A 17366-nucleotide genomic window follows, 5' to 3' on the forward strand; every position below is an offset into this window, starting at 1 on the left:
GTTGCCCCGATGGGTTCTGCCATGGAGCGGAATGAACGGAGTTGTTCCGGCTCACCCGCCTAGACGCGTCTTCCTGAAACAACCGGAGGTGTCGGTTCGTCAGAGAGAGCCCCGCTTACGGACGTTGGCCACATCCCGAAGGACCGATTAAATGAATCATGTGAGGAGGGCCGATGGGCGACGAAACCGACTACGAGGCCAGGATCCAGGAGCTGAAGAAGTCTCTCAACGCTGTCATCCTGGCGCACTATTACCAGGAGAGTGAAATACAGGACGTTGCGGACTTCGTGGGGGACAGCCTGGCGCTGGCCCAGGCGGCGGCGAAGACGACGGCGGACGTCATCGTCTTCTGCGGCGTGCACTTCATGGCGGAGACGGCGAAGATCCTCAACCCGACGAAGCAGGTGCTGCTGCCGGATCTGAAGGCGGGGTGCTCGCTGTCGGACCGGTGCCCGCCGGCGGCCTTCAAGGCCTTCAAGGAGAAGCACCCGGACGCCTTCGTGGTGAGCTACGTGAACAGCTCGGCGGCGGTGAAGGCGATGAGCGACGTCATCTGCACGTCCTCCAACGCGGTGAAGATCGTCAACCAGGCGCCCAGGGATCGGCAGATCCTCTTCGCGCCGGATCAGCACCTGGGCCGGCACGTGATGAAGCAGACGGGCCGGGACATGGTGCTGTGGCCGGGCAGCTGCATCGTCCACGAGATCTTCAGCGAGAAGAAGCTGGTGCAGCTCAAGGTGGAGCACCCGGACGCGGAGGTGGTCGCCCACCCGGAGTGCGAGCAGGCGGTGCTGCGGCACGCCGACTTCATCGGCTCCACCAAGGGCATCCTGGACTACGTGGTGGCCAGCCCGAAGCAGAAGTTCATCGTGGTGACGGAGGCGGGCATCATCCACCAGATGGAGCTCAAGGCGCCGGGCAAGACGTACATCCCGGCTCCGCCGGACAACGGGTGCGCGTGCAACGAGTGCCCGTACATGCGGCTCAACACGATGGAGAAGCTCTACCGCTGCATGAGGGACCGGACGCCGGAGCTCATCCTTCCGCTGGATCTCCAGGCGGCCGCGCGAGCGCCACTCCAGCGCATGCTGGAGTGGTCCTGACGCGCGGCGTCGACGCGCCCGGAGTGTCAGCCAGCGCAGCAAAGCCGAACTCGCAGCTTGCACCGGGAAGGCCGGGGTGAGATGGAGCACACGTGGGCTTTCGATTCCTAGCCGTCCCCGGTCACCGCCTCGTTGATCACCCGCGTGCGCTGCCGGATGAAGATCGCCTCGAGCCGGAGCTTCCTCCCATCCCGGAGGCCGTGGAGCGCGCCCTCGCGAGCGCCGAGTTCCGCGACATCCGCGCCCGAGACAAGCTGCGCTCGCTGCTGCAGAGTGACCGGCCGCCGAAGCTGGGCTCGCCGGGCGCGGGCTTTGGCCCCTCGGCCGTCTTCGCGCAGCCGCCGCAGGATCTGCCGGCGCTGCTGCGGCTGGCGGACGAGCTGGAGACGCTCGCGCGCCGCGAGGCGGGTGAGCGCGCGCTGGTGTGGAAGTGCACCGAGTGCGGTGCGCGCTACGCCGTGCCCGTGGCGCTGGTGAGGCCGGTGTCCATCCGCTGCGAGCGGTGTGGCAGCCCGGTGGAGCTCAGCGCCCCGCGCAGCCTGGGCGAGGAGGCGCTGATCGATCCGTTCCTCGGAGCGGTGAACCAGTGCCGCCGGGAGCTGGCGGCGTTCTTCCGCGAGGCGATGGCGCGCGGCTGGCCCGTGCTGGTGGCCGCGGGAGAGCGGCCGTCCATGGCGGGCGGCGAGCCGGCGCGAGAGTGACAGCCGTCCGCGGGTGCTTCAGATGAAGACGCCGGCGGACGCGTCGTAGCGCGCGTCCTCCAGCTTGAGCGCCGGGGCCTGCTTGCGCAGGGCATCCATCACCTGGCGCTTGCCGCCCTTGCACTTGGAGCACTCGCACTGGCCCTTCTTGCAGGTGCAGTCGGCCTTGCTGTCGCACTGGCACTTGGCCGTGAGCAGCTCGTCCACTTCCTTGAGCGGGTTCTGCGCCGGGCGCGCCTGGGTGTCCCCGTCCTTCTTAGCGGGGGGAGTGGACGCCTGGCCCTTGGCGGCGTGGCCATGGGCCTCGCAGGCCTGCCCCACGCTCGGTGCCAGCAGCACGCCGCCCGCCATGCACAGGGCAGCCACCGTCATACCGATGCGCTTCATCTGCTTCCTCCTTCGGGCACAGCCTGCAACAGCCCGCGACAACATGAACACACGAGTCGGGGGCGCCTATACCCCAGCCCCTCGTCTCTGCCAAGCACCTTATCACACTTCCGCCCACCCCGCAGCGTATACCCTGGCGGACTGGTAGCGGTTGCTCGCGGTGGAGAGGCGTGCCGCATACAGTCCGCCGGCGCCTGTGCCCGAACGAACCGACCGCGTCCTGTATGCCGTGGCCCTGCTGCTGGGAGTGGCGCCGCTCTGGGTAGCGCGCTCGCTGCCCATGGTGGATCTGCCGCAGCACCTCCACCTGATCTCCGTGCTGCACCGGTTGGAGGATCCGACCACGCTGTACCCGGAGTTCTTCGCGGCTCGGGGCGGGTTCACGCCGTACCTGGGCTACTACTACCTGGTCAGCGCGTTGAACTGGCTGCTGCCGCTGGAGCTGGCCAACCGCGTCTTCCTCAGCGCCTACGTGGTGGGGCTGCCGCTGTCGCTCGCCTTCCTGCTGCGCGCGCTGGGGAGGCCCGCCTGGCCGTCACTGCTCGCGCTGCCGTTCGCCTATGGGGACAGCTTCGCGTGGGGCTTCGTGAACTACTGCGCGTCGCTGCCGCTGGCCATCCTGTGCTGCGGCCTCTTCGTGCGGACGCTGACCGATGCGCCCCGGCGTCGTTCCTGGGCAGCGGGACTGGCGGTGTGCCTCGTGGGAGTGCTCGTCTTCCATGTGCAGGCCTTCTTCTTCCTGGCGCTGGGGCTGCCCTGGCTGCTGCTCACCACGCGCGTGCCCGAGGACGGTGACGCTCGGAGCTTCCGGGCCCGGCTGAGCCCGCGGCTGCCGGCGCTGGCGGGGGTGGCGCCGGGCGTGGCCCTCTTCCTGGGGTGGGCGGCGCTGCGACTGGGCCAGCCCTCGGAGATCGCGCCCGGGCAGCCGTGGAAGGCGTGGGGACCGCTCTTTTCTCCAGAGAACCTGGCCTACAAGTCCTTCGAGCAGAACCGTGACGAGTTCCTCCAGGTGCTCGCCAACCTCTTCCACGATGGCTCGGACCGGTGGCCGCTCTACGCGGTGGGTGCCGTAGCTGTCGCGGGGTTGGTGCTGGGCCTGGCGTCCGGTGGGCTTCGACCCGAGGGGCCCGTGGCCCGGTTCCGGATGCTCGGGCTGGGGCTGATCGCGCTCGCCCTGTTCTTCGCGCTGCCGTTCGACATCCGCGGCTACATCTATTACCTCAACACGCGCTACGCGCACCTGGCGGCCGCGCTCCTCATCGCCAGCGTGCCTGTCACGAAGCGTGAGCACCATCGCGTGCTGCTGTGGGCGAGCGTCGGGTGCGCGCTGCTGCTCGGTGGGGTGCTGGGCCGAGGCTTCCGCGCCTTCTCCCGCGAAGCCGCGGAGTGGGACAAGCTCGTGGCGGCCACCGCCCCGAAGCCTCGGGTGATGGGCCTTATCTTCGAGACGCGCTCCTTCGTGGTGCGCTTCCCGGTGTTCCTCCACGGCGCCGCGGTGCTCGCGAGGGCGCGAGGTGGGGTGACCAACTTCAGCTTCGCCCTGACGCCCCACTCTCCCCTGCGGTACGTGGACACGCCGCCCCCGACGTTTCCCTCCGAGTGGCGACCGCAGGAGTTCCACTACGCCTCGATGGGTGCCTTCTACGATCACTTCCTGCTGAGAGGCGTCCACCCCACCCAGGTCTTCGGGGCCCGCCTCGAGACGGAATTGGCAGTGGTGGCCCACGTAGGTGACAGCTGGCTCGTGCGGCGGCGCTGACGCGGGCCAACCTGTCCGACCAGCATACCGGTTCGGCCGAAGAGAGCCCGGAGTCCCTCCCGTAGGTCGGCGAATCCGAGCCGTGGATCCCGAGAGAGCGGGACGGCCGGCGCGGGAGGACCCATCCGCTGATGGGGGGACCCGCGCCGAGACGAGGGACCCGCGACCTGCGTCCCCAGAACGTGGACCCGTGCACAGAGCGCCCCCGTCACCCGGTCCCATTCGCGCGTCCCGCTGACGGTGAGCTAGAAGGAGCGCCCTATGCCCAATGCCCACGAGGCCCGTCCCCTGCTGGACGCACTCCGCTCCGGCGCGCCGCTCACCGGCTTCGCTCCTGAAGCCGTGGACCAGGCCCGCGCCCTGGCGAAGGACCCGGCCGCCGCCACGCTCGCCGCCGTCGAGTCCCTCCCCGCCCCGCTCGCCGAGGCCATCCTCGAGGGCGCCGTCCTCGCCGGTAGCCCCACGCTGGCCGAGGCCCTCTCCCAGTCGAGCGTGAAGCCGCTGGCCAAGGCGGCGAAGAAGGCGCTCTACCGCCTGCGCTCCAAGGGAGTCGCCGTCGCCGAGGCCCCGCGCCCCGCTCCAGAGCCCCTCCGCGTGCCCGAGCCCGAGGCCGTGTCCAGCCTCATCACCAGCGTCACGGGAGAGGGCAAGCGCGGCCTGATCATCGGCCGTCCCCTCCGTGGCGGAGGCATCGAGACGGCCCAGATCATCTTCTCGGACGAACAGGGCGTGCTGGAGGTCACCCTCAATGAGGTGACGCGTGGCACCTACCGCCGGCGCATCAAGGAAGCAACCGAGCCCCGGTATGCCATCGAGATCTCCCGCGAGGAGGCAGCGACCCTGCTCAGCGAGGCGGCCGCCCTCAACCTGAGCTCGCGCACCCCGTTCCCCAAGGATCTGGAGCCGGCCATGCGCCACCACGGCGTGCGGCCCGCCACCACCCAGCCCTCCGTGCCCGCGCCCGAGCCCGACGACGTGAAGGGAGTTCTGGAGGGCCACACCCTCCACGAGACGGAGGAGATCGGCGACTGGATGCCGCCCGAGGCCGAGCTGCGCAAGCTCGTGCAGAAGGTGGACGAGATCGCCCACAGCCCCCTGGCCCTCTCGGGTGCCCAGCGCGAGGAGCAGACCCTGCAGGCCGTGCGTGCCCAGGCCCGCGCCTTCTTCACTCCCGAGCGGCGCCGGCTCTATGCCCTGCGGCTCTGGAGGATGGCGGACTTCTTCGAGCGGACCGACCGGGCCTCCGCCGCCCGCGTGGCCCGCGCCGAGGCCCGCAGGCTCTTCCACGGACCCGAGGAGCCCTTCTCCCGGTTCGCCGAAGCCTTCTTCGAGAAGGCCCTCCGGCTCTCAGCCGCCCCGGCCCCGGCGCCAGGGGCTCCCAGTGGAGCCCACTCCGCCCAGCCTAGCTCGCCTGCTCCCGCCGCCACGGAGCGGCGCAGCCCCGGCGGCCTCATCCTCCCGTGATCCGAGGCTGACGCCCCGCGTCACGACTCGATGCGGGCGCGCAGCAGCAGATCCAGGTTCTCGTCCTCCCAGGCCTGAGCGCGCTTGAAGTCGTGGAAGCGCCGCTCGTGCTCCACGAACTCGGGCGGGTGCACGCACCGCCGCCCGTCCTCGCCCCGCCGCGCCCGGTACACGTGGTGCAGCATCTCGTGGAAGACGATCCACTCGACGAAGTAGCGCGGCACCACCGGCTGATCCAGCGCCGGGTGGATCCGGATCACCTTCGAGTCCGCCGAGTACGAGCCCATCTTGATGCTCTTGCGCGGCCCCTTCACCCGGGGCGCCGGCCCGTACGTGATCGCCGCGGTGATCCGACTCTGGAAGTAGCGCTCGTTCAGCCGCTCGAAGATCCGCCCCAGGTCGTGGTGGCGCCCCACCGGCTCCAGCCGCAGGCGCTTGCGCATCTGCGCCGGAGACACCCGGCGGATATACGCCTTGTTGCGCTCGATGAACCTGTCCAGCCGCACGCTGGCGTCCGCATCACCCATGCGCACGAAGTCCGCCAGCGCCTGGAGCACATCGTCCGGCGCCGCCAGGAACATGTGGTGCAGCCTCAGCCGGAACAACGCCCGCTGACGCTGGAACGTGAGCATCGTGTGCGTGTTGTCGTGGATCTCGATCGCTACCTTCGCCCGCAGCCGCGTGCGCAGACGCCGCTCCAACACGCGACGCCACACCTTGAGCAACCGGTTCGGCTCCGCATCCACCGGCTGCTGCCGCGCAAGCCGCGGGTAACTCCGCCTGCTGACTACGTTTTTCTTGTTCTGGCGCGCCATAGGTCAGCGCGGGATTCTAAGAGCCGGTCTGACACCGTGTAAACGGAAGGTGCGGAGCGGAAATCCTAGGAATTCCAACGACTTAGAGCCACTCAAACGCACCAGGGCCCACTTGTCCGGCGCTGGGGCAGCCCGGCAGATACGCGTGCAAGTCCGCGTTATCTGGTGCTTTTCCTACATCGGATCTCGTAGACGTACGGTTCCTTCCGTCCGGCCTTCAGGCGCTTGATGTCGCTCCCTTCCCTCCTCCTCTTGGGTGGACACGACCACTCGACCGTGATCCTGCCCGGGGGAAAGGTCAGCACCTTGTTGGGCTCGATCTTCGTACCGTCCACCCGGATCGAAGCGGTGGTCGTCTTGAAGATGACCTCCACCTCCGGGCCCTTGGGAGGATCCTCGGCCGCGGCTGTCTTCGTCGACGGCGGCGGATCCGGGTAGGCCAGCGTCCCCGTGTCATCCTCTTCCCCGGCGGCTCCAGCAGGAGCCGGCGTCCCGACCGCGTTCGCCGCGACAGCCGTCTCCCCCGTGCCGGCCGCCCCACCCGGGGAGTTGCCCGGCGGCGTCTCGGCGGTAGGACCTGGCGCCTCCGGCTTGCCCGTCTCGGCAGCGGCATTCTCGCCACCGGCCGCGGCCACCACCTCCGAGCCGTTGGCCGGCGGGGGCGCGGGGGGCGGAGGCGCGGGAGGCGGAGGCTCGACCTTGGGCGCGGGGGGGACGACCTGCGTGGGAGTCGCGCCCTTGGGAGGAAGGATGGGACCGTCCGGCTGCGTGGGCGCCACGGGCTCGCCGGAGCTCAGCGCCCAGAACAGCCCCAACCCGAGCACGAGCAGCACCGCCACCGCCACCACGGCCATGATCAGCCCGCGGTTGGGCATGGTGGAGGCCGGGGCCTCCTGCTCGTAGCCGGCGGTGGACTCATCGTCCTCCGCATCCGTCCGGATGCCCTCCGTGGGATCGGCATCCTCGTCGAGCTCGGAGAGCAGCCCGGAGTCGGTCTGGACCGGCGGATCCTCGTCCTGCACGGCCTTGCGCTGCCGGGAGGAGCGCTGATTCACCGTGGGCTGCGTCAGCGAGGGGGACTCGGAGGGCTCTTCCACGAAGCGCCGCCGCTGCCCCGTCGTGGAGGGGGCCACGGCGGGCGACGGGACGGGCGGCTCCGAGTAGCGCCGCCGCTGGCCCGTGGTGGGAGGCGTCACCGAGACGGACTCGGCCGCCTCGTCGCCCTCACCCTCATCGAACGCCTCTTCTTCCTCCTCCTCCTCGCGGCGCGGGCGCTGGTTGAGCGTCGGCTGCGTCAACGAGATGGACTGGGAGGAATCATCGTCCTCGGTGAGCGGACGGCGCGACGGCGGCGTGTGCGGCCGGCGAGCGCGCGGCTCGGTGTCCCGATCGAGAGGAGGCGCGGGAGGCGTGGCGCGCCGCGCCGGGAGCGCCGTCGACGCAGGAGAGGACGGAACACGCCCGCGGCCTCGCTCCTGCACCGTGGACTCGCCGGGCTCGGGCCGGAAGCCGGCAGGCATGGTGCCGACCGCGGTGCGCTCCTCGAACTCTTCCTCCTCCTCCACCTCGTGCGTCCGGTCGGCCTCCTCGGTATCGACGGGCTCCGTCACCCGGGTGGGCAGCTCCCGCGGACGGGCCATCTGCGTGGGCGGCTCCGGCTCGCTGGCGTAGTCCGGCGCCGCGGCCGCGCCCTCGCCCGTGGGGCGACGCGTGGGCCGGGCCGTGAGCCCCGGAGACATCGCCAGCGTGGCCTCCTTGCGCCCGGCCGGCTTGGCCACGGGGATGTGGAGGACGGTGCGCTCCTCCTCCTCGCCCATGAGCCGCGCGATGTACTCCGGAATGTCCGTGCTCTGCCTGATGACTCCGGAGGCGAGGAAGACCTCCAGGTCCGCCTGCACCTCCGAGGCGCGCTGGTAGCGCAGCGAGCGGTCCTTCACCAGGCAGCGCATGATGATGCGCGACAGCTCGGTGGGGTAGTCGTCCTTGAGCAGGTGCGGCGGCGACGGATCCTCCGAGCGAATGGCGTAGAGGATGCCCTCCGTCGTGGGCTTGGCGAACGGGCTCTTCCCGGTGGTGATCTCGTACATCATCGTGCCGAGCGCGAAGATGTCGGCGCGGTGATCCAGCTTCTCCTGCGCCACCTGCTCCGGGGACAGGTAGAGGAACTTGCCCTTGATGACGCCGGGCTTGCTGCGGTTGACGAGCGCGCCGGCCTTGGCGATGCCGAAGTCGACGATCTTCACCCGCCCGTCGTAGGCGATCATCACGTTCTGCGGGCTGATGTCGCGGTGGATGAGCTCGAGCGGACGGCCGTCCACGCCCTTGGAGAAGTGCGCGTAGTCCAGCCCCGCGGACACCTGCGAGCAGATGGCGGCGGCGACGCCATAGGGCACGGTGGCGCCGAACTTGGACTCCTCCTGCATCACCCGACGCAGGTCCACGCCCTCGACGAACTCCATCGCGATGAAGATGGTGTTGTCGAGCTTCCCCAGCTCGTACACCTGCACGATGTTGGGGTGGTGCATCTGCGCGGCGATGCGCGCCTCGTCCAGGAACATCTGGAGGAACTCCGGCTCCTCCGAGAGGTAAGGCAGGATGCGCTTGAGGACCACCAGCTCCGGCTTGGGCGGCTCCTGCGCGAGGAAGAGCTCCGCCATTCCCCCCACCGCGAGCCGCTTGATGAGGAGGTACTTGCCGAACGGGATGGCAGTCTGGGGAGAGGTGGTGGAAATGGGCGTCTCGCCGTGGCTGGATCGAGAAGGTTGGCTCAGGTCTCATCCGACCCGAGGTTTCCGGAGCTTACCCGCAAAAACGAGCTTCGTGGAGCCACTGAGGAGAAGGTGGGAGATCAGCCGTGGCCACCGGCGGGACAGGCCCCCTCCCCAGGTTGGGGAGGGGGGTGAGACAAGGTAACCCCTGGGGAGCTACGGAGTCGCCACACCCGGCAGGTCGTTCGCGCAGTCCTGCGGGTAGAGGATGTAGGTGTAGGGGTTGTTGGTGCCGGGGATGGCGCCGGCGTCCCGGGACGAGAAGGTGCAGCTGGAGTAGGTGCCGCCATCGTTCGGGTTGGTGAAGCCGCCATCCGCGCAGCCCACGAGGCTGTAGGTATCCCACACGCCGCGGATGCCGTTGGGGAAGCTGACGGTGCCGCCGTCATTGACGACGTTGCGCCAGTCGCAGCGCGGGGTGCCGCCGTCGAACGTCACGCCGAAGGTCTTGTAGTTGCTGACCAGGACGCCGCCCGACACCTCGAAGCCCAGGTGGATGGAGCTGTCCGGGTTCTCAGGGCGCTGCTTGAGGGCCGGCGGGTTGGCGTTGGTGATGGTGAGGGGGCCCGGGATGTGGATGCGGGCGCCGCCGTACTCGGGGTTGGGCTGGGCCGTGCCGCCGGCCGCGTTGCCGAAGCCCGCCGGGACGGTGCTGTCCGGCGGAACCGGCGCGGTGCCCGTCTTGGTGACGATCAGGCTGCCCTTGATGTTGGGATCACCGATCTGGAAGGCGCTCTTGAGGGACGGGCGGTACGCGTTGCGCGTCTTCTCCTGGGCGTTCGAGCTGGTGGTGTTGACGTCCGAGCCGATGGGGTTGATGCGGCGGAAGAGGCCCTCGATCGACACCGTGTCACCCACGGCCGCCGCGTAGTTCTTGGTGACGTCCGTGTAGTACTTGTCGACCCAGATGCCCTCCTTCGGGAAGCACGGATCCACCACCCAGAACTGGGAGATGTAGTCGCCCTGGCCGCCCCGGGTGTTGTCATCCACCGCGGTGACGACCACGTAGTCCAGCTTCACCGCGTCGCCCTGCTTCCCGTTGGCGCGCAGCTGCCCGATGGGGCCTCGGCCCTGGCTGTCCGCCGCCGGGCAGACGCGCGGACCGGCATCCGCCCCACCGTCCGTGCCGCCATCGTTCTGGTTGCACACGCCGGTGCAACCGTTGGGGCCGCCGTCCGGCGTGGGCTCCTCGTCGCGACCGGAACACCCCACCACCGCGACGGCCATCAGGGCCACCGCGCCCAGTGTCTTGCGCAGATGCATCACCTTTTCTCCTATGGATCTTCTGGCACCGGGCTCCGTAGAGTCCGGCACCTCCGGCCTGATACTTGATATCGGGCCTTATACCGGGGGGGTACGCGGGCCGGCAAGGAAGCCCGACCGTCCCACCGGTGACACACTCGTGAAATCCGAGGCGCGCATGAAGGCGGTGGTGTTCCACCAGCACGGAGACGAGGGAGTCCTGCAACTCGCGGAGCACCCCGAGCCCACCGTAGGCGCACGGGATGTGTTGGTGCGGGTGAAGGCCGTGGCCCTCAATCACCTGGACATCTGGACGCGCAAGGGCTGGCCGGGGCTGAAGCTGGAGTTGCCCCACATCCTGGGCAGCGACGTGGCGGGCGTGGTGGAGCGCGTGGGCGCCGAGGTGAAGGACCTGGCTCCCGGTACCGAGGTCGTCGTGAACCCGGGCCTGTCCTGCGGGGCGTGCGCGCGCTGCCTGAGCGGTGAGGACAACCTCTGCCGGAGCTACCGGATCATCGGCGAGCACGTGCGCGGGGGCTACGCGGAGCTGCTCTCCGTGCCCCGGCAGAACATCCTGCCCAAGCCCTCGCGAATCACCTTCGCCGAGGCGGCCTGCCTGCCCCTCACCTACCTCACGGCGTGGACGATGCTGGTGCGCCGCGCGGACGTGAAGCCGGGCGAGACGGTGCTGGTGCACGCGGCGGGCTCGGGCGTGGGCAGCGCGGCGGTGCAGATCTGCAAGCTGCTGGGGGCCACCGTCATCGCCACCGCGTCCACCGAGGACAAGCTCCAGCGCGCCCGGCAGCTCGGGGCCGACCACACCATCAACTACGTGGAGAAGGACTTCCTGGAGGAGGTGAAGCGCATCACCCAGCGCAAGCTGGTGGATGTCGTCTTCGAGCACGTGGGCGCCGCCACCTTCGAGAAGAGCGTGGCCTGCCTGCCCTACGGCGGGCGGCTCGTCACCTGCGGGGCCACCACGGGCCACGAGGTGAAGCTGGACCTGCGGGTCCTCTTCTACAAGCGCATCTCCCTGCTGGGCTCCACCATGGGCAGCAAGGGGGACCTGTTCCGCGTCCTCCAACTGGTGGAAGAAGGCAGGCTCAAGCCGGTGTTGGATCGGACGCTGCCGCTGGCGGACGCGGCCCTGGCCCACCGGCTGCTCAAGGATCGAGCGCAGTTCGGCAACGTCGTGCTGATTCCGTGATCGCGATGCTCCCCAGGTTCCTTCAAGGCCTCCAGCCCACCCTCCACATCTCCCACCGCGGCGGCGCCCTGCTGGCGCCGGAGAACACCCTCCCCGCCTTCCGCATGGCCGTGGAGCGCTACCGCACGCAGATGCTGGAGCTGGACGTCCACCTCACCCGCGACGGCGAGGTCGTCGTCGCCCACGACTCCACCCTTGAGCGCTGCACCGACGCCACCGGCCCCATCGCCGCCCTCTCCCTGGCCGAGCTGCGGCGCGTCAACGCCGGCTTCCGCTTCACCCCCGACGCGGGCCGCACCTTCCCCTTCCGGGATCAACACGTCTCCATCCCCACCCTGCGCGAGGTGCTGCGCGCCTTCCCCGGCCTGCGCATCAACCTGGAGATGAAGCCAGAGGCGCCCGGCACCGAGGACGTCCTCCACCAGGTGCTGCGCGAGGAGGGCGCCCTCGACCACGTGTGCATGGGCAGCGAGCACGACTCCGTGGCCGAGCGGCTCGTGGCCCGCATGCCGGACGCCTGCCACTTCTACCCGCGCGATGCCCTCACCGCGTACGTACTCTCCGTGCGAGGCGGTGAAACACCCCCGGTGGATCCGCGCTACACCGTCATCGACATGCCCCTGTACTTCGGCGAGGTGCGGCTGGTGGACGAGGAATTCCTGCGCGCCACCGCCCACCACGGCAAGTGGGTCAATGTCTGGACCGTGGATGATCCAGAGGAGATGCGGCGCCTCGTGTCCGAGCGCGTCGGCGGTATCATGACGGACCGTCCGGATCTGCTGCGTCGGATCCTGGATGAGGCCCCTCACGCGCAGTAGTCCGAGAGCCCATGCCCCGCCACGTCTCGCGCAAGCGCCCCACGCCCGCCGCTCCCGCCTCCGAGCCCGTCGCCCCCGTCACGGAGCCCGCCGCCGCTCCGGATCCCGTCCAGGCCTCCCCTGCCACCGGCTCCAAGGCCTCGCGCAACACGCTGCGCGCCCGCCTGCCCAAGGCCAAGCGCTTCGTGGCCCTGGCCGGCAACATCGGCGCCGGGAAGACGACGGCCGCCAAGCTCATCAGCCAGGCCTTCGGCTTCGAGCTCTTCGACGAGCCCGTCATCGACAACCGCTTCCTCAAGGACTACTACGCCGACATGCGGCGCTGGAGCTTCACCCTCCAGCTCGAGTTCCTCATCCGCCGCGTGGAGCACCACGAGCTCATCCACTCGGTGAAGAAGAGCTGCGTGCAGGACCGCACCCTCTACGAGGACCCGGAGATCTTCGCCAAGTACCTGCACGGCCTGGGGCACATGTCGAACAAGGAGCTGGACCTCTACTACGAGTACTTCCAGCGCCTGACCCGCAGCATCAACCCGCCGGACAAGGTCATCTGCTTCTCGGTGGGCTCGGTGGAAGTGCTGCTCGATCGCATCCGCACGCGCGGCCGCCAGGAGGAGCGCGGCATCCAGAGCCAGTTCCTCCTCGGCCTCAACGGCTACTACACCAGCTTCCCGCACGTCCTTCAGGAGAAGTACGGCGTGGACTGCCTCACCCTGGACGTCTCCAGCCAGGACATCCGCCGCGGCCGGGGACGCGAGGAGTTCCTCGATCGCATCTCCACCTTCCTGGCCTGAGCCGCCCCTGGCCCCAAGGGCTCAGCGGTCGGCCTTCGGCGGCGGCGTCACCGACGTCTGCGAGATGAGCACCCACACCGAGTCCGTCTTCTCGCTGTAGAACAGGGTGATGGCCACGTTGCGCCAGCCATGGTCGAACTTGAAGACGAAGCCGAACGTCTCGTAGAGCGAGCGCTCGCGCAGCCCCTGCACGAAGCGGCCGTAGAACTCCTTCACCTTCGTGCAGGGCGCCACTTCGTCGAAGAAGTTGAGGCCGATCTGCCGCTCGCGGTTGATCCGCGCCAGCCGCGCCTCGGTCTGGTTGAACTTCAGGATGCGCCCCGAGCGGTCCAGCTGGATGAGCCCGAACGGCAGCGTGTCCAGGTCCTGCTCCATCAGCTGGTCGACCTGCCGCAGCAGCTCATCGGGAGTCTGTGTCGGGGAAAGAGCGCTCTGCGGCAGTGGAGCGGCGAAAGGGGGCGCCATGGGTCCTCCAAGGGGGCAATCAGGCTCACAGACTGATAGGGAGTCAGCACGCACCAGGCAACCTGTAACCCGAAAACCCCGACCAAAGGGTCATCCTCAGTATCCAGCGGCGGACACATGCCCCCGCCCACCCCACCCGAGCACAGGAGCGTTGCAGTGGAAGACACAGCGGCCAAGAACCCTCGAGACTCCGAAGTGGTGATGACCCAGCTCATCCTGCCGTCGGATGCCAACAACCTGAACTCAGCCTTCGGCGGCAAGGTGATGGAGTGGATCGACATCTGCGGCGCCGTGGCCGCCCAGCGGCACTGCCGCCAGGTGGTGGTGACGGCCTCGATCGACGATCTGCACTTCCACTCACCCATCCGCGTGGGGTGGATCGCCCAGCTGCGCGCGCGCGTGCTGGCGGCCTTCCGCACCTCCATGGAGGTGGGCGTCACGGTGCACGCGGAGAACCCGCTGACGGGCGAGCGCTCCCTCACCACGAGCGCGGTGATGACGTTCGTGGCGCTCAACAAGGACGGGGGCCGGGTGATGGTGCCCCCGCTCAAGCTGGAGACGGAGGCGGAGCGCGGCGCGGCGCGCGAGGCCGAGGAGCGGCGCGGTCAGCGCCTGGCTCGCCGCAAGGAGGCCCAGGCCTGGCTGCGCGTCATGCCCGACTGAGCCGCCCGGCGCCTGGCGCCCTCACCTATGCGGCTCCGAGCGTCACCTCCGGCCCCATGGCCGACAGGGAGCCCGGGCGCTTGAACAGCACCGCGTGGTCTCGCGCGAACTGGCTGAAGGTGCGCGGGGTCCTGCCCAGCAGAGCCCCCGTCTCGCCCCGAACCTCCGAGGCGACGCCCTTGTCCACGAGATCGAAGAAGCGCACCGCGTCCAGCGCCTGCCAGGGCGGAACCCCCGACGCCAGCAGCCCCTCCTGGTACTCGGAGTAGGAGCGGGTCAAGAAGCGCACGCGGCGGTTGATGGCCAGCGAGAGCTGCTCCGCCGCGTCGTGGAAGGTGAGCGCCTCCGCGCCGCTGAGGGTGTACGCGCACCCGAGGTGGTTGCCCTGGGTGAGCACCCGCGCCGCGACGGTGGCCACATCCCGCGCATCGATCATGGAGAGCCGTGCTCCGCCCACCGGCGCGGAGAAGCTGCTGTACGCGCGGATGTCCGCAGCGAAGCGCAGCATGTTCTGCATGAAGAACAGCGGCCGCAGGAACGTGAACGGAACCCTGGAGCCGCGAATCATCTCCTCGGACTCCCAGTGCCAGCGAGAGCCCGTCAGCCCCCACATCGGCCCGATCAGCGACGTCGACAGCTTCACGATGTGCTGGACGCCCGAGGCCGCCGCCGCGGCCACCATGTTCCGATCCTTCTCCACCATCCCCTGCTCGAGCGGACTCGAGAGGAACACCCGCTCGACGCCGTCCATGGCCGCCAACACCTGATGCCGGTCGGAGGGGTCACCCTGGACGAGCTCGACTCCCAGTGCCTCCAGGTGGGCCATCCGTCCAGGGTCCCTCACGAACAGGCGCACGGGTGCTCTCAGCATCCGCAGCTCCTGCACAAGGGTGTAGCCAACGGCGCTCGTGGCCCCCGTAACCAGAATCATGTCTGCCCCCAGCCGCGGGTATGGACTGCGAGCCGGCCCCGACGCCGGCTCAACCCAGAGCGTAGAGCTTTCTCGGGCAAAGGAACATCTCGCCGTGTCGACTTCGTCGCGTGGCGGGTGGCAGCGGTTACCGCTGCAGCGAAGATACTTGGGTCCACTACAGCGCGGGGCCAGCAATGCCCTCACACGGCTGTAGTGGACGAAGCACTACAGAGGCACGGTACGTCAGGTCGTGAACGAGGTGCCGCAGCCGCAGGAGGACTTGGCGTTCGGGTTCTCGAACTTGAAGCCCGCGCCCGTCACCGTCGTGACGTAGTCCACCGTGGTGCCCAGCAGGTACTTGCTGCTCAGCGCGTCCGTGGTGATGCGCACCCCGTCCTGCTCCCACGTGAGATCGTTCTGCTTCGACTCCTTCACGAGGTTCAAGTCGTAGCCCAGGCCGCTGCAGCCGGCGGGGACCACGCGGATGGAGAAGGAGTAGCCCTCGAAGCCCTGGGCCTTGATGACCTCCTTCACCTGCTTCACGGCGGCCTCACTGAGGCGAACGGGGATGTGCGGCGTGGCCTCCCAGGCCGGAGCGGTCGTGGTAGCAGGCGTCTGGGGGGTCGTCGTGGTGTCCATGTGCGTCTGTCTCCTTGCTCGGGGCCTTATAACGCCGACCCTGTCAAAATCCATCAGAGCCCACTGTCGGGCAAGCCTCCGAGGCAACAAACCGGCCGGCACCGGGTTATACCCAGGCCTACATGGCCACCACCTTCCGAGAGCTGCTGTCGAGCGTGAAGCAGGAGATCCGGGAGATCTCCACCGAGGAGCTCAAGCGCCTGCTGGACGCTCGCTCCCCGGTGAAGCTCATCGATGTGCGTGAGGCGGACGAGCATGCGGCCGGCCGGCTCCCCGGCGCCCTGCACATCCCCCGCGGCTACCTGGAGCTGCGCATCGAGGAGCGGGCCCAGCGAGAGGAGGAGCTCGTCGTCTATTGCGCGGGCGGCACCCGCTCGGCGCTGGCGGTCCGGACGCTGCGGGAGATGGGCTACACACGCGTGGCCTCCCTGGCGGGCGGCTACAACCGGTGGAGCGACGCGGCCTACCCCGTGGAGAAGCCCTTCGTGCTCACCGCCGAGCAGAAGGAGCGCTACCGCCGCCACCTCATCATCCCCGAGGTGGGCGAGGCCGGGCAGGAGAAGCTGCTCGAGGCCCGGGTGCTGCTGCTGGGGGCGGGCGGGCTCGGCTCGCCGGCGGCGCTGTACCTGGCCGCCGCGGGCGTGGGCACGCTGGGCATCGTCGACATGGACGTGGTGGACCTGAGCAACCTCCAGCGCCAGGTCATCCACACCCGCGAGCGCCAGGGCCAGCCCAAGGTGGAGAGCGCCCGGGCCACCATCGAGGCCCTCAACCCCGACGTGAAGGTGGTGCCCTTCGCCGAGCGCCTCACGTCCCAGAACGTCCTGCGCATCCTCGAGGGCTTCGACATGGTGCTGGACGGCGGGGACAACTTCCCCACCCGCTACCTGCTCAACGACGCGTGCGTGGTGACACGCAAGCCCAACATCCACGGCTCCATCTTCCGCTTCGAGGGCCAGGTCACCACCTTCGTCCCCGGCCAGGGCCCCTGCTACCGCTGCCTCTACCCTGCTCCGCCCCCGCCGGAGCTGGCGCCCTCGTGCGCGGAGGCCGGCGTGCTGGGCGTGCTCCCCGGCATCATCGGGCTCATGCAGGCCAACGAGGCCCTCAAGCTCATCCTCGGCAAGGGCGAGCCGCTCATCGGCCGGCTGCTCACCTTCGACGCGCTCGGCACGCGCTTCCAGGAGCTCAAGCTGCGCCGCGATCCCAAGTGCCCCGTGTGCGCGGACGGCGCGAAGGTGGAGTTCATCGACTACGAGCAGTTCTGCGGCACCGCCGCCTGAGAGGCTCCGCCATGCCCGTCCCGGAGATCTCCCCCGAGGAACTCGCCGACCTGCTCGCGGGCCCCGCCGAGTCGCGCCCCGTCCTGCTCGACGTGCGCTACCCCGATGAGAACGCCTACGTGGCGCTGCCGGACTCGGTGCTCATCCCCCTGCCCGAGCTGGAGGAGCGCGCCGACGAGCTGGAGGCCTTCCGCGGCCGCCCCGTCGTCGTCTACTGCCACCACGGCGTGCGCAGCCTGCACGGCGCGGCCTGGCTGCGCTCGCTGGGGCTGGAGGCGTCATCGCTCCAGGGCGGCATCGATCTGTACTCGCGGCTCGTGGATCCGAGCCTGCCGCAGTACTGAC

At 69.3% G+C, this 17366-nt stretch carries 17 protein-coding genes; 10 read left to right on the forward strand and 7 right to left on the reverse strand.

What is annotated here, in order from left to right:
- Positions 1–173: 173 nt before the first annotated feature.
- Positions 174–1103 carry a quinolinate synthase NadA gene (gene nadA / locus KY572_RS27240; RefSeq protein WP_224245895.1) on the forward strand — a complete coding sequence of 310 codons (930 nt, stop codon included), beginning with the start codon at positions 174–176 and terminating at the stop codon, positions 1101–1103.
- 92 nt (positions 1104–1195) lie between these two features.
- Positions 1196–1804 carry a zinc-ribbon domain-containing protein gene (locus KY572_RS27245; protein ID WP_224245896.1) on the forward strand — a complete coding sequence of 203 codons (609 nt, stop codon included), beginning with the start codon at positions 1196–1198 and terminating at the stop codon, positions 1802–1804.
- An 18-nt stretch (positions 1805–1822) separates the two neighbouring features.
- On the opposite strand, the gene KY572_RS27250 is transcribed toward KY572_RS27245, so the two are convergent.
- Positions 1823–2191, reverse strand: a complete 369-nt coding sequence (locus KY572_RS27250; RefSeq protein WP_224245897.1) for a metallothionein — start codon at positions 2189–2191, stop codon at positions 1823–1825.
- Positions 2192–2387: 196 nt separating this feature from the next.
- Between KY572_RS27250 and KY572_RS27255 the strand changes: the two genes are divergently transcribed.
- A complete protein-coding gene (locus KY572_RS27255) occupies positions 2388–3950 on the forward strand; it encodes a hypothetical protein (protein WP_224245898.1) in 1563 nt (520 codons plus the stop codon).
- Between the two features lie 261 nt (positions 3951–4211).
- Positions 4212–5414, forward strand: coding sequence for a hypothetical protein (locus tag KY572_RS27260; protein ID WP_224245899.1), 1203 nt, complete (start codon positions 4212–4214; stop codon positions 5412–5414).
- Positions 5415–5434: 20 nt separating this feature from the next.
- Here KY572_RS27260 and KY572_RS27265 read toward each other — a convergent pair whose 3' ends face one another.
- The 3 genes from KY572_RS27265 to KY572_RS27275 all read right to left on the reverse strand — a co-directional run bounded on the left by KY572_RS27265 (position 5435) and on the right by KY572_RS27275 (position 10260).
- Positions 5435–6229: a hypothetical protein gene (locus KY572_RS27265; protein ID WP_224245900.1), complete on the reverse strand. Its 795-nt coding sequence runs from the start codon at positions 6227–6229 to the stop codon at positions 5435–5437.
- 158 nt (positions 6230–6387) lie between these two features.
- Positions 6388–9000 carry a protein kinase domain-containing protein gene (locus KY572_RS27270; protein ID WP_263452058.1) on the reverse strand — a complete coding sequence of 871 codons (2613 nt, stop codon included), beginning with the start codon at positions 8998–9000 and terminating at the stop codon, positions 6388–6390.
- A gap of 153 nt (positions 9001–9153) precedes the next feature.
- Positions 9154–10260: a hypothetical protein gene (locus tag KY572_RS27275; protein WP_224245902.1), complete on the reverse strand. Its 1107-nt coding sequence runs from the start codon at positions 10258–10260 to the stop codon at positions 9154–9156.
- Positions 10261–10399: 139 nt separating this feature from the next.
- Here KY572_RS27275 and KY572_RS27280 point away from each other — a divergent pair, with 139 nt between their 5' ends.
- From KY572_RS27280 to KY572_RS27290, 3 genes are read left to right on the forward strand one after another with little or no spacing between them, the layout of a single operon-like run.
- Positions 10400–11446 carry a zinc-binding dehydrogenase gene (locus KY572_RS27280; protein WP_224245903.1) on the forward strand — a complete coding sequence of 349 codons (1047 nt, stop codon included), beginning with the start codon at positions 10400–10402 and terminating at the stop codon, positions 11444–11446.
- 5 nt (positions 11447–11451) lie between these two features.
- Positions 11452–12264, forward strand: a complete 813-nt coding sequence (locus KY572_RS27285; protein WP_224246020.1) for a glycerophosphodiester phosphodiesterase — start codon at positions 11452–11454, stop codon at positions 12262–12264.
- 11 nt (positions 12265–12275) lie between these two features.
- Entirely contained in the window at positions 12276–13058 is a 783-nt protein-coding gene (locus KY572_RS27290) for a deoxynucleoside kinase (RefSeq protein WP_224245904.1), read from the forward strand.
- 21 nt (positions 13059–13079) lie between these two features.
- Here KY572_RS27290 and KY572_RS27295 read toward each other — a convergent pair whose 3' ends face one another.
- Positions 13080–13523 (reverse strand): PAS domain-containing protein, encoded by a 444-nt coding sequence (locus KY572_RS27295; RefSeq protein WP_224245905.1) that lies wholly within the window; start codon positions 13521–13523, stop codon positions 13080–13082.
- Between the two features lie 156 nt (positions 13524–13679).
- On the opposite strand from KY572_RS27295, the gene KY572_RS27300 reads away from it, so the two are divergent.
- Positions 13680–14186 carry an acyl-CoA thioesterase gene (locus tag KY572_RS27300; RefSeq protein ID WP_224245906.1) on the forward strand — a complete coding sequence of 169 codons (507 nt, stop codon included), beginning with the start codon at positions 13680–13682 and terminating at the stop codon, positions 14184–14186.
- A 25-nt stretch (positions 14187–14211) separates the two neighbouring features.
- Here the strand turns inward: KY572_RS27300 and KY572_RS27305 are convergent, their stop codons facing one another.
- Both KY572_RS27305 and KY572_RS27310 read right to left on the reverse strand, forming a co-directional pair.
- Positions 14212–15117, reverse strand: coding sequence for an NmrA family NAD(P)-binding protein (locus KY572_RS27305; protein ID WP_224245907.1), 906 nt, complete (start codon positions 15115–15117; stop codon positions 14212–14214).
- Positions 15118–15342: 225 nt separating this feature from the next.
- Positions 15343–15738 (reverse strand): HesB/IscA family protein, encoded by a 396-nt coding sequence (locus KY572_RS27310; protein ID WP_224245908.1) that lies wholly within the window; start codon positions 15736–15738, stop codon positions 15343–15345.
- Positions 15739–15860: 122 nt separating this feature from the next.
- Between KY572_RS27310 and moeB the strand changes: the two genes are divergently transcribed.
- Positions 15861–17021 (forward strand): molybdopterin-synthase adenylyltransferase MoeB, encoded by a 1161-nt coding sequence (gene moeB / locus KY572_RS27315; RefSeq protein ID WP_224245909.1) that lies wholly within the window; start codon positions 15861–15863, stop codon positions 17019–17021.
- 11 nt (positions 17022–17032) lie between these two features.
- Complete coding sequence (locus KY572_RS27320; protein WP_224245910.1) at positions 17033–17365, forward strand: rhodanese-like domain-containing protein; 333 nt, start codon at positions 17033–17035, stop codon at positions 17363–17365.
- Position 17366: the final 1 nt, after the last annotated feature.

The organism is Hyalangium gracile (assembly GCF_020103725.1).
In the GTDB taxonomy this organism is placed as follows: Bacteria; Myxococcota; Myxococcia; order Myxococcales; family Myxococcaceae; genus Hyalangium; species Hyalangium gracile.

Bases quoted from the DNA above. Each gene is read 5' to 3' on its own strand.
- nadA (WP_224245895.1), top strand. From the start codon at position 174: ATGGGCGACGAAACCGACTACGAGGCCAGGATCCAGGAGCTGAAGAAG.
- KY572_RS27250 (WP_224245897.1), bottom strand. From the start codon at position 2,191: ATGAAGCGCATCGGTATGACGGTGGCTGCCCTGTGCATGGCGGGCGGC.
- KY572_RS27260 (WP_224245899.1), top strand. From the start codon at position 4,212: ATGCCCAATGCCCACGAGGCCCGTCCCCTGCTGGACGCACTCCGCTCC.
- KY572_RS27265 (WP_224245900.1), bottom strand. From the start codon at position 6,229: ATGGCGCGCCAGAACAAGAAAAACGTAGTCAGCAGGCGGAGTTACCCG.
- KY572_RS27275 (WP_224245902.1), bottom strand. From the start codon at position 10,260: ATGCATCTGCGCAAGACACTGGGCGCGGTGGCCCTGATGGCCGTCGCG.
- KY572_RS27285 (WP_224246020.1), top strand. From the start codon at position 11,452: ATGCTCCCCAGGTTCCTTCAAGGCCTCCAGCCCACCCTCCACATCTCC.
- KY572_RS27290 (WP_224245904.1), top strand. From the start codon at position 12,276: ATGCCCCGCCACGTCTCGCGCAAGCGCCCCACGCCCGCCGCTCCCGCC.
- KY572_RS27295 (WP_224245905.1), bottom strand. From the start codon at position 13,523: ATGGCGCCCCCTTTCGCCGCTCCACTGCCGCAGAGCGCTCTTTCCCCG.
- KY572_RS27305 (WP_224245907.1), bottom strand. From the start codon at position 15,117: ATGATTCTGGTTACGGGGGCCACGAGCGCCGTTGGCTACACCCTTGTG.
- KY572_RS27310 (WP_224245908.1), bottom strand. From the start codon at position 15,738: ATGGACACCACGACGACCCCCCAGACGCCTGCTACCACGACCGCTCCG.
- moeB (WP_224245909.1), top strand. From the start codon at position 15,861: ATGGCCACCACCTTCCGAGAGCTGCTGTCGAGCGTGAAGCAGGAGATC.
- KY572_RS27320 (WP_224245910.1), top strand. From the start codon at position 17,033: ATGCCCGTCCCGGAGATCTCCCCCGAGGAACTCGCCGACCTGCTCGCG.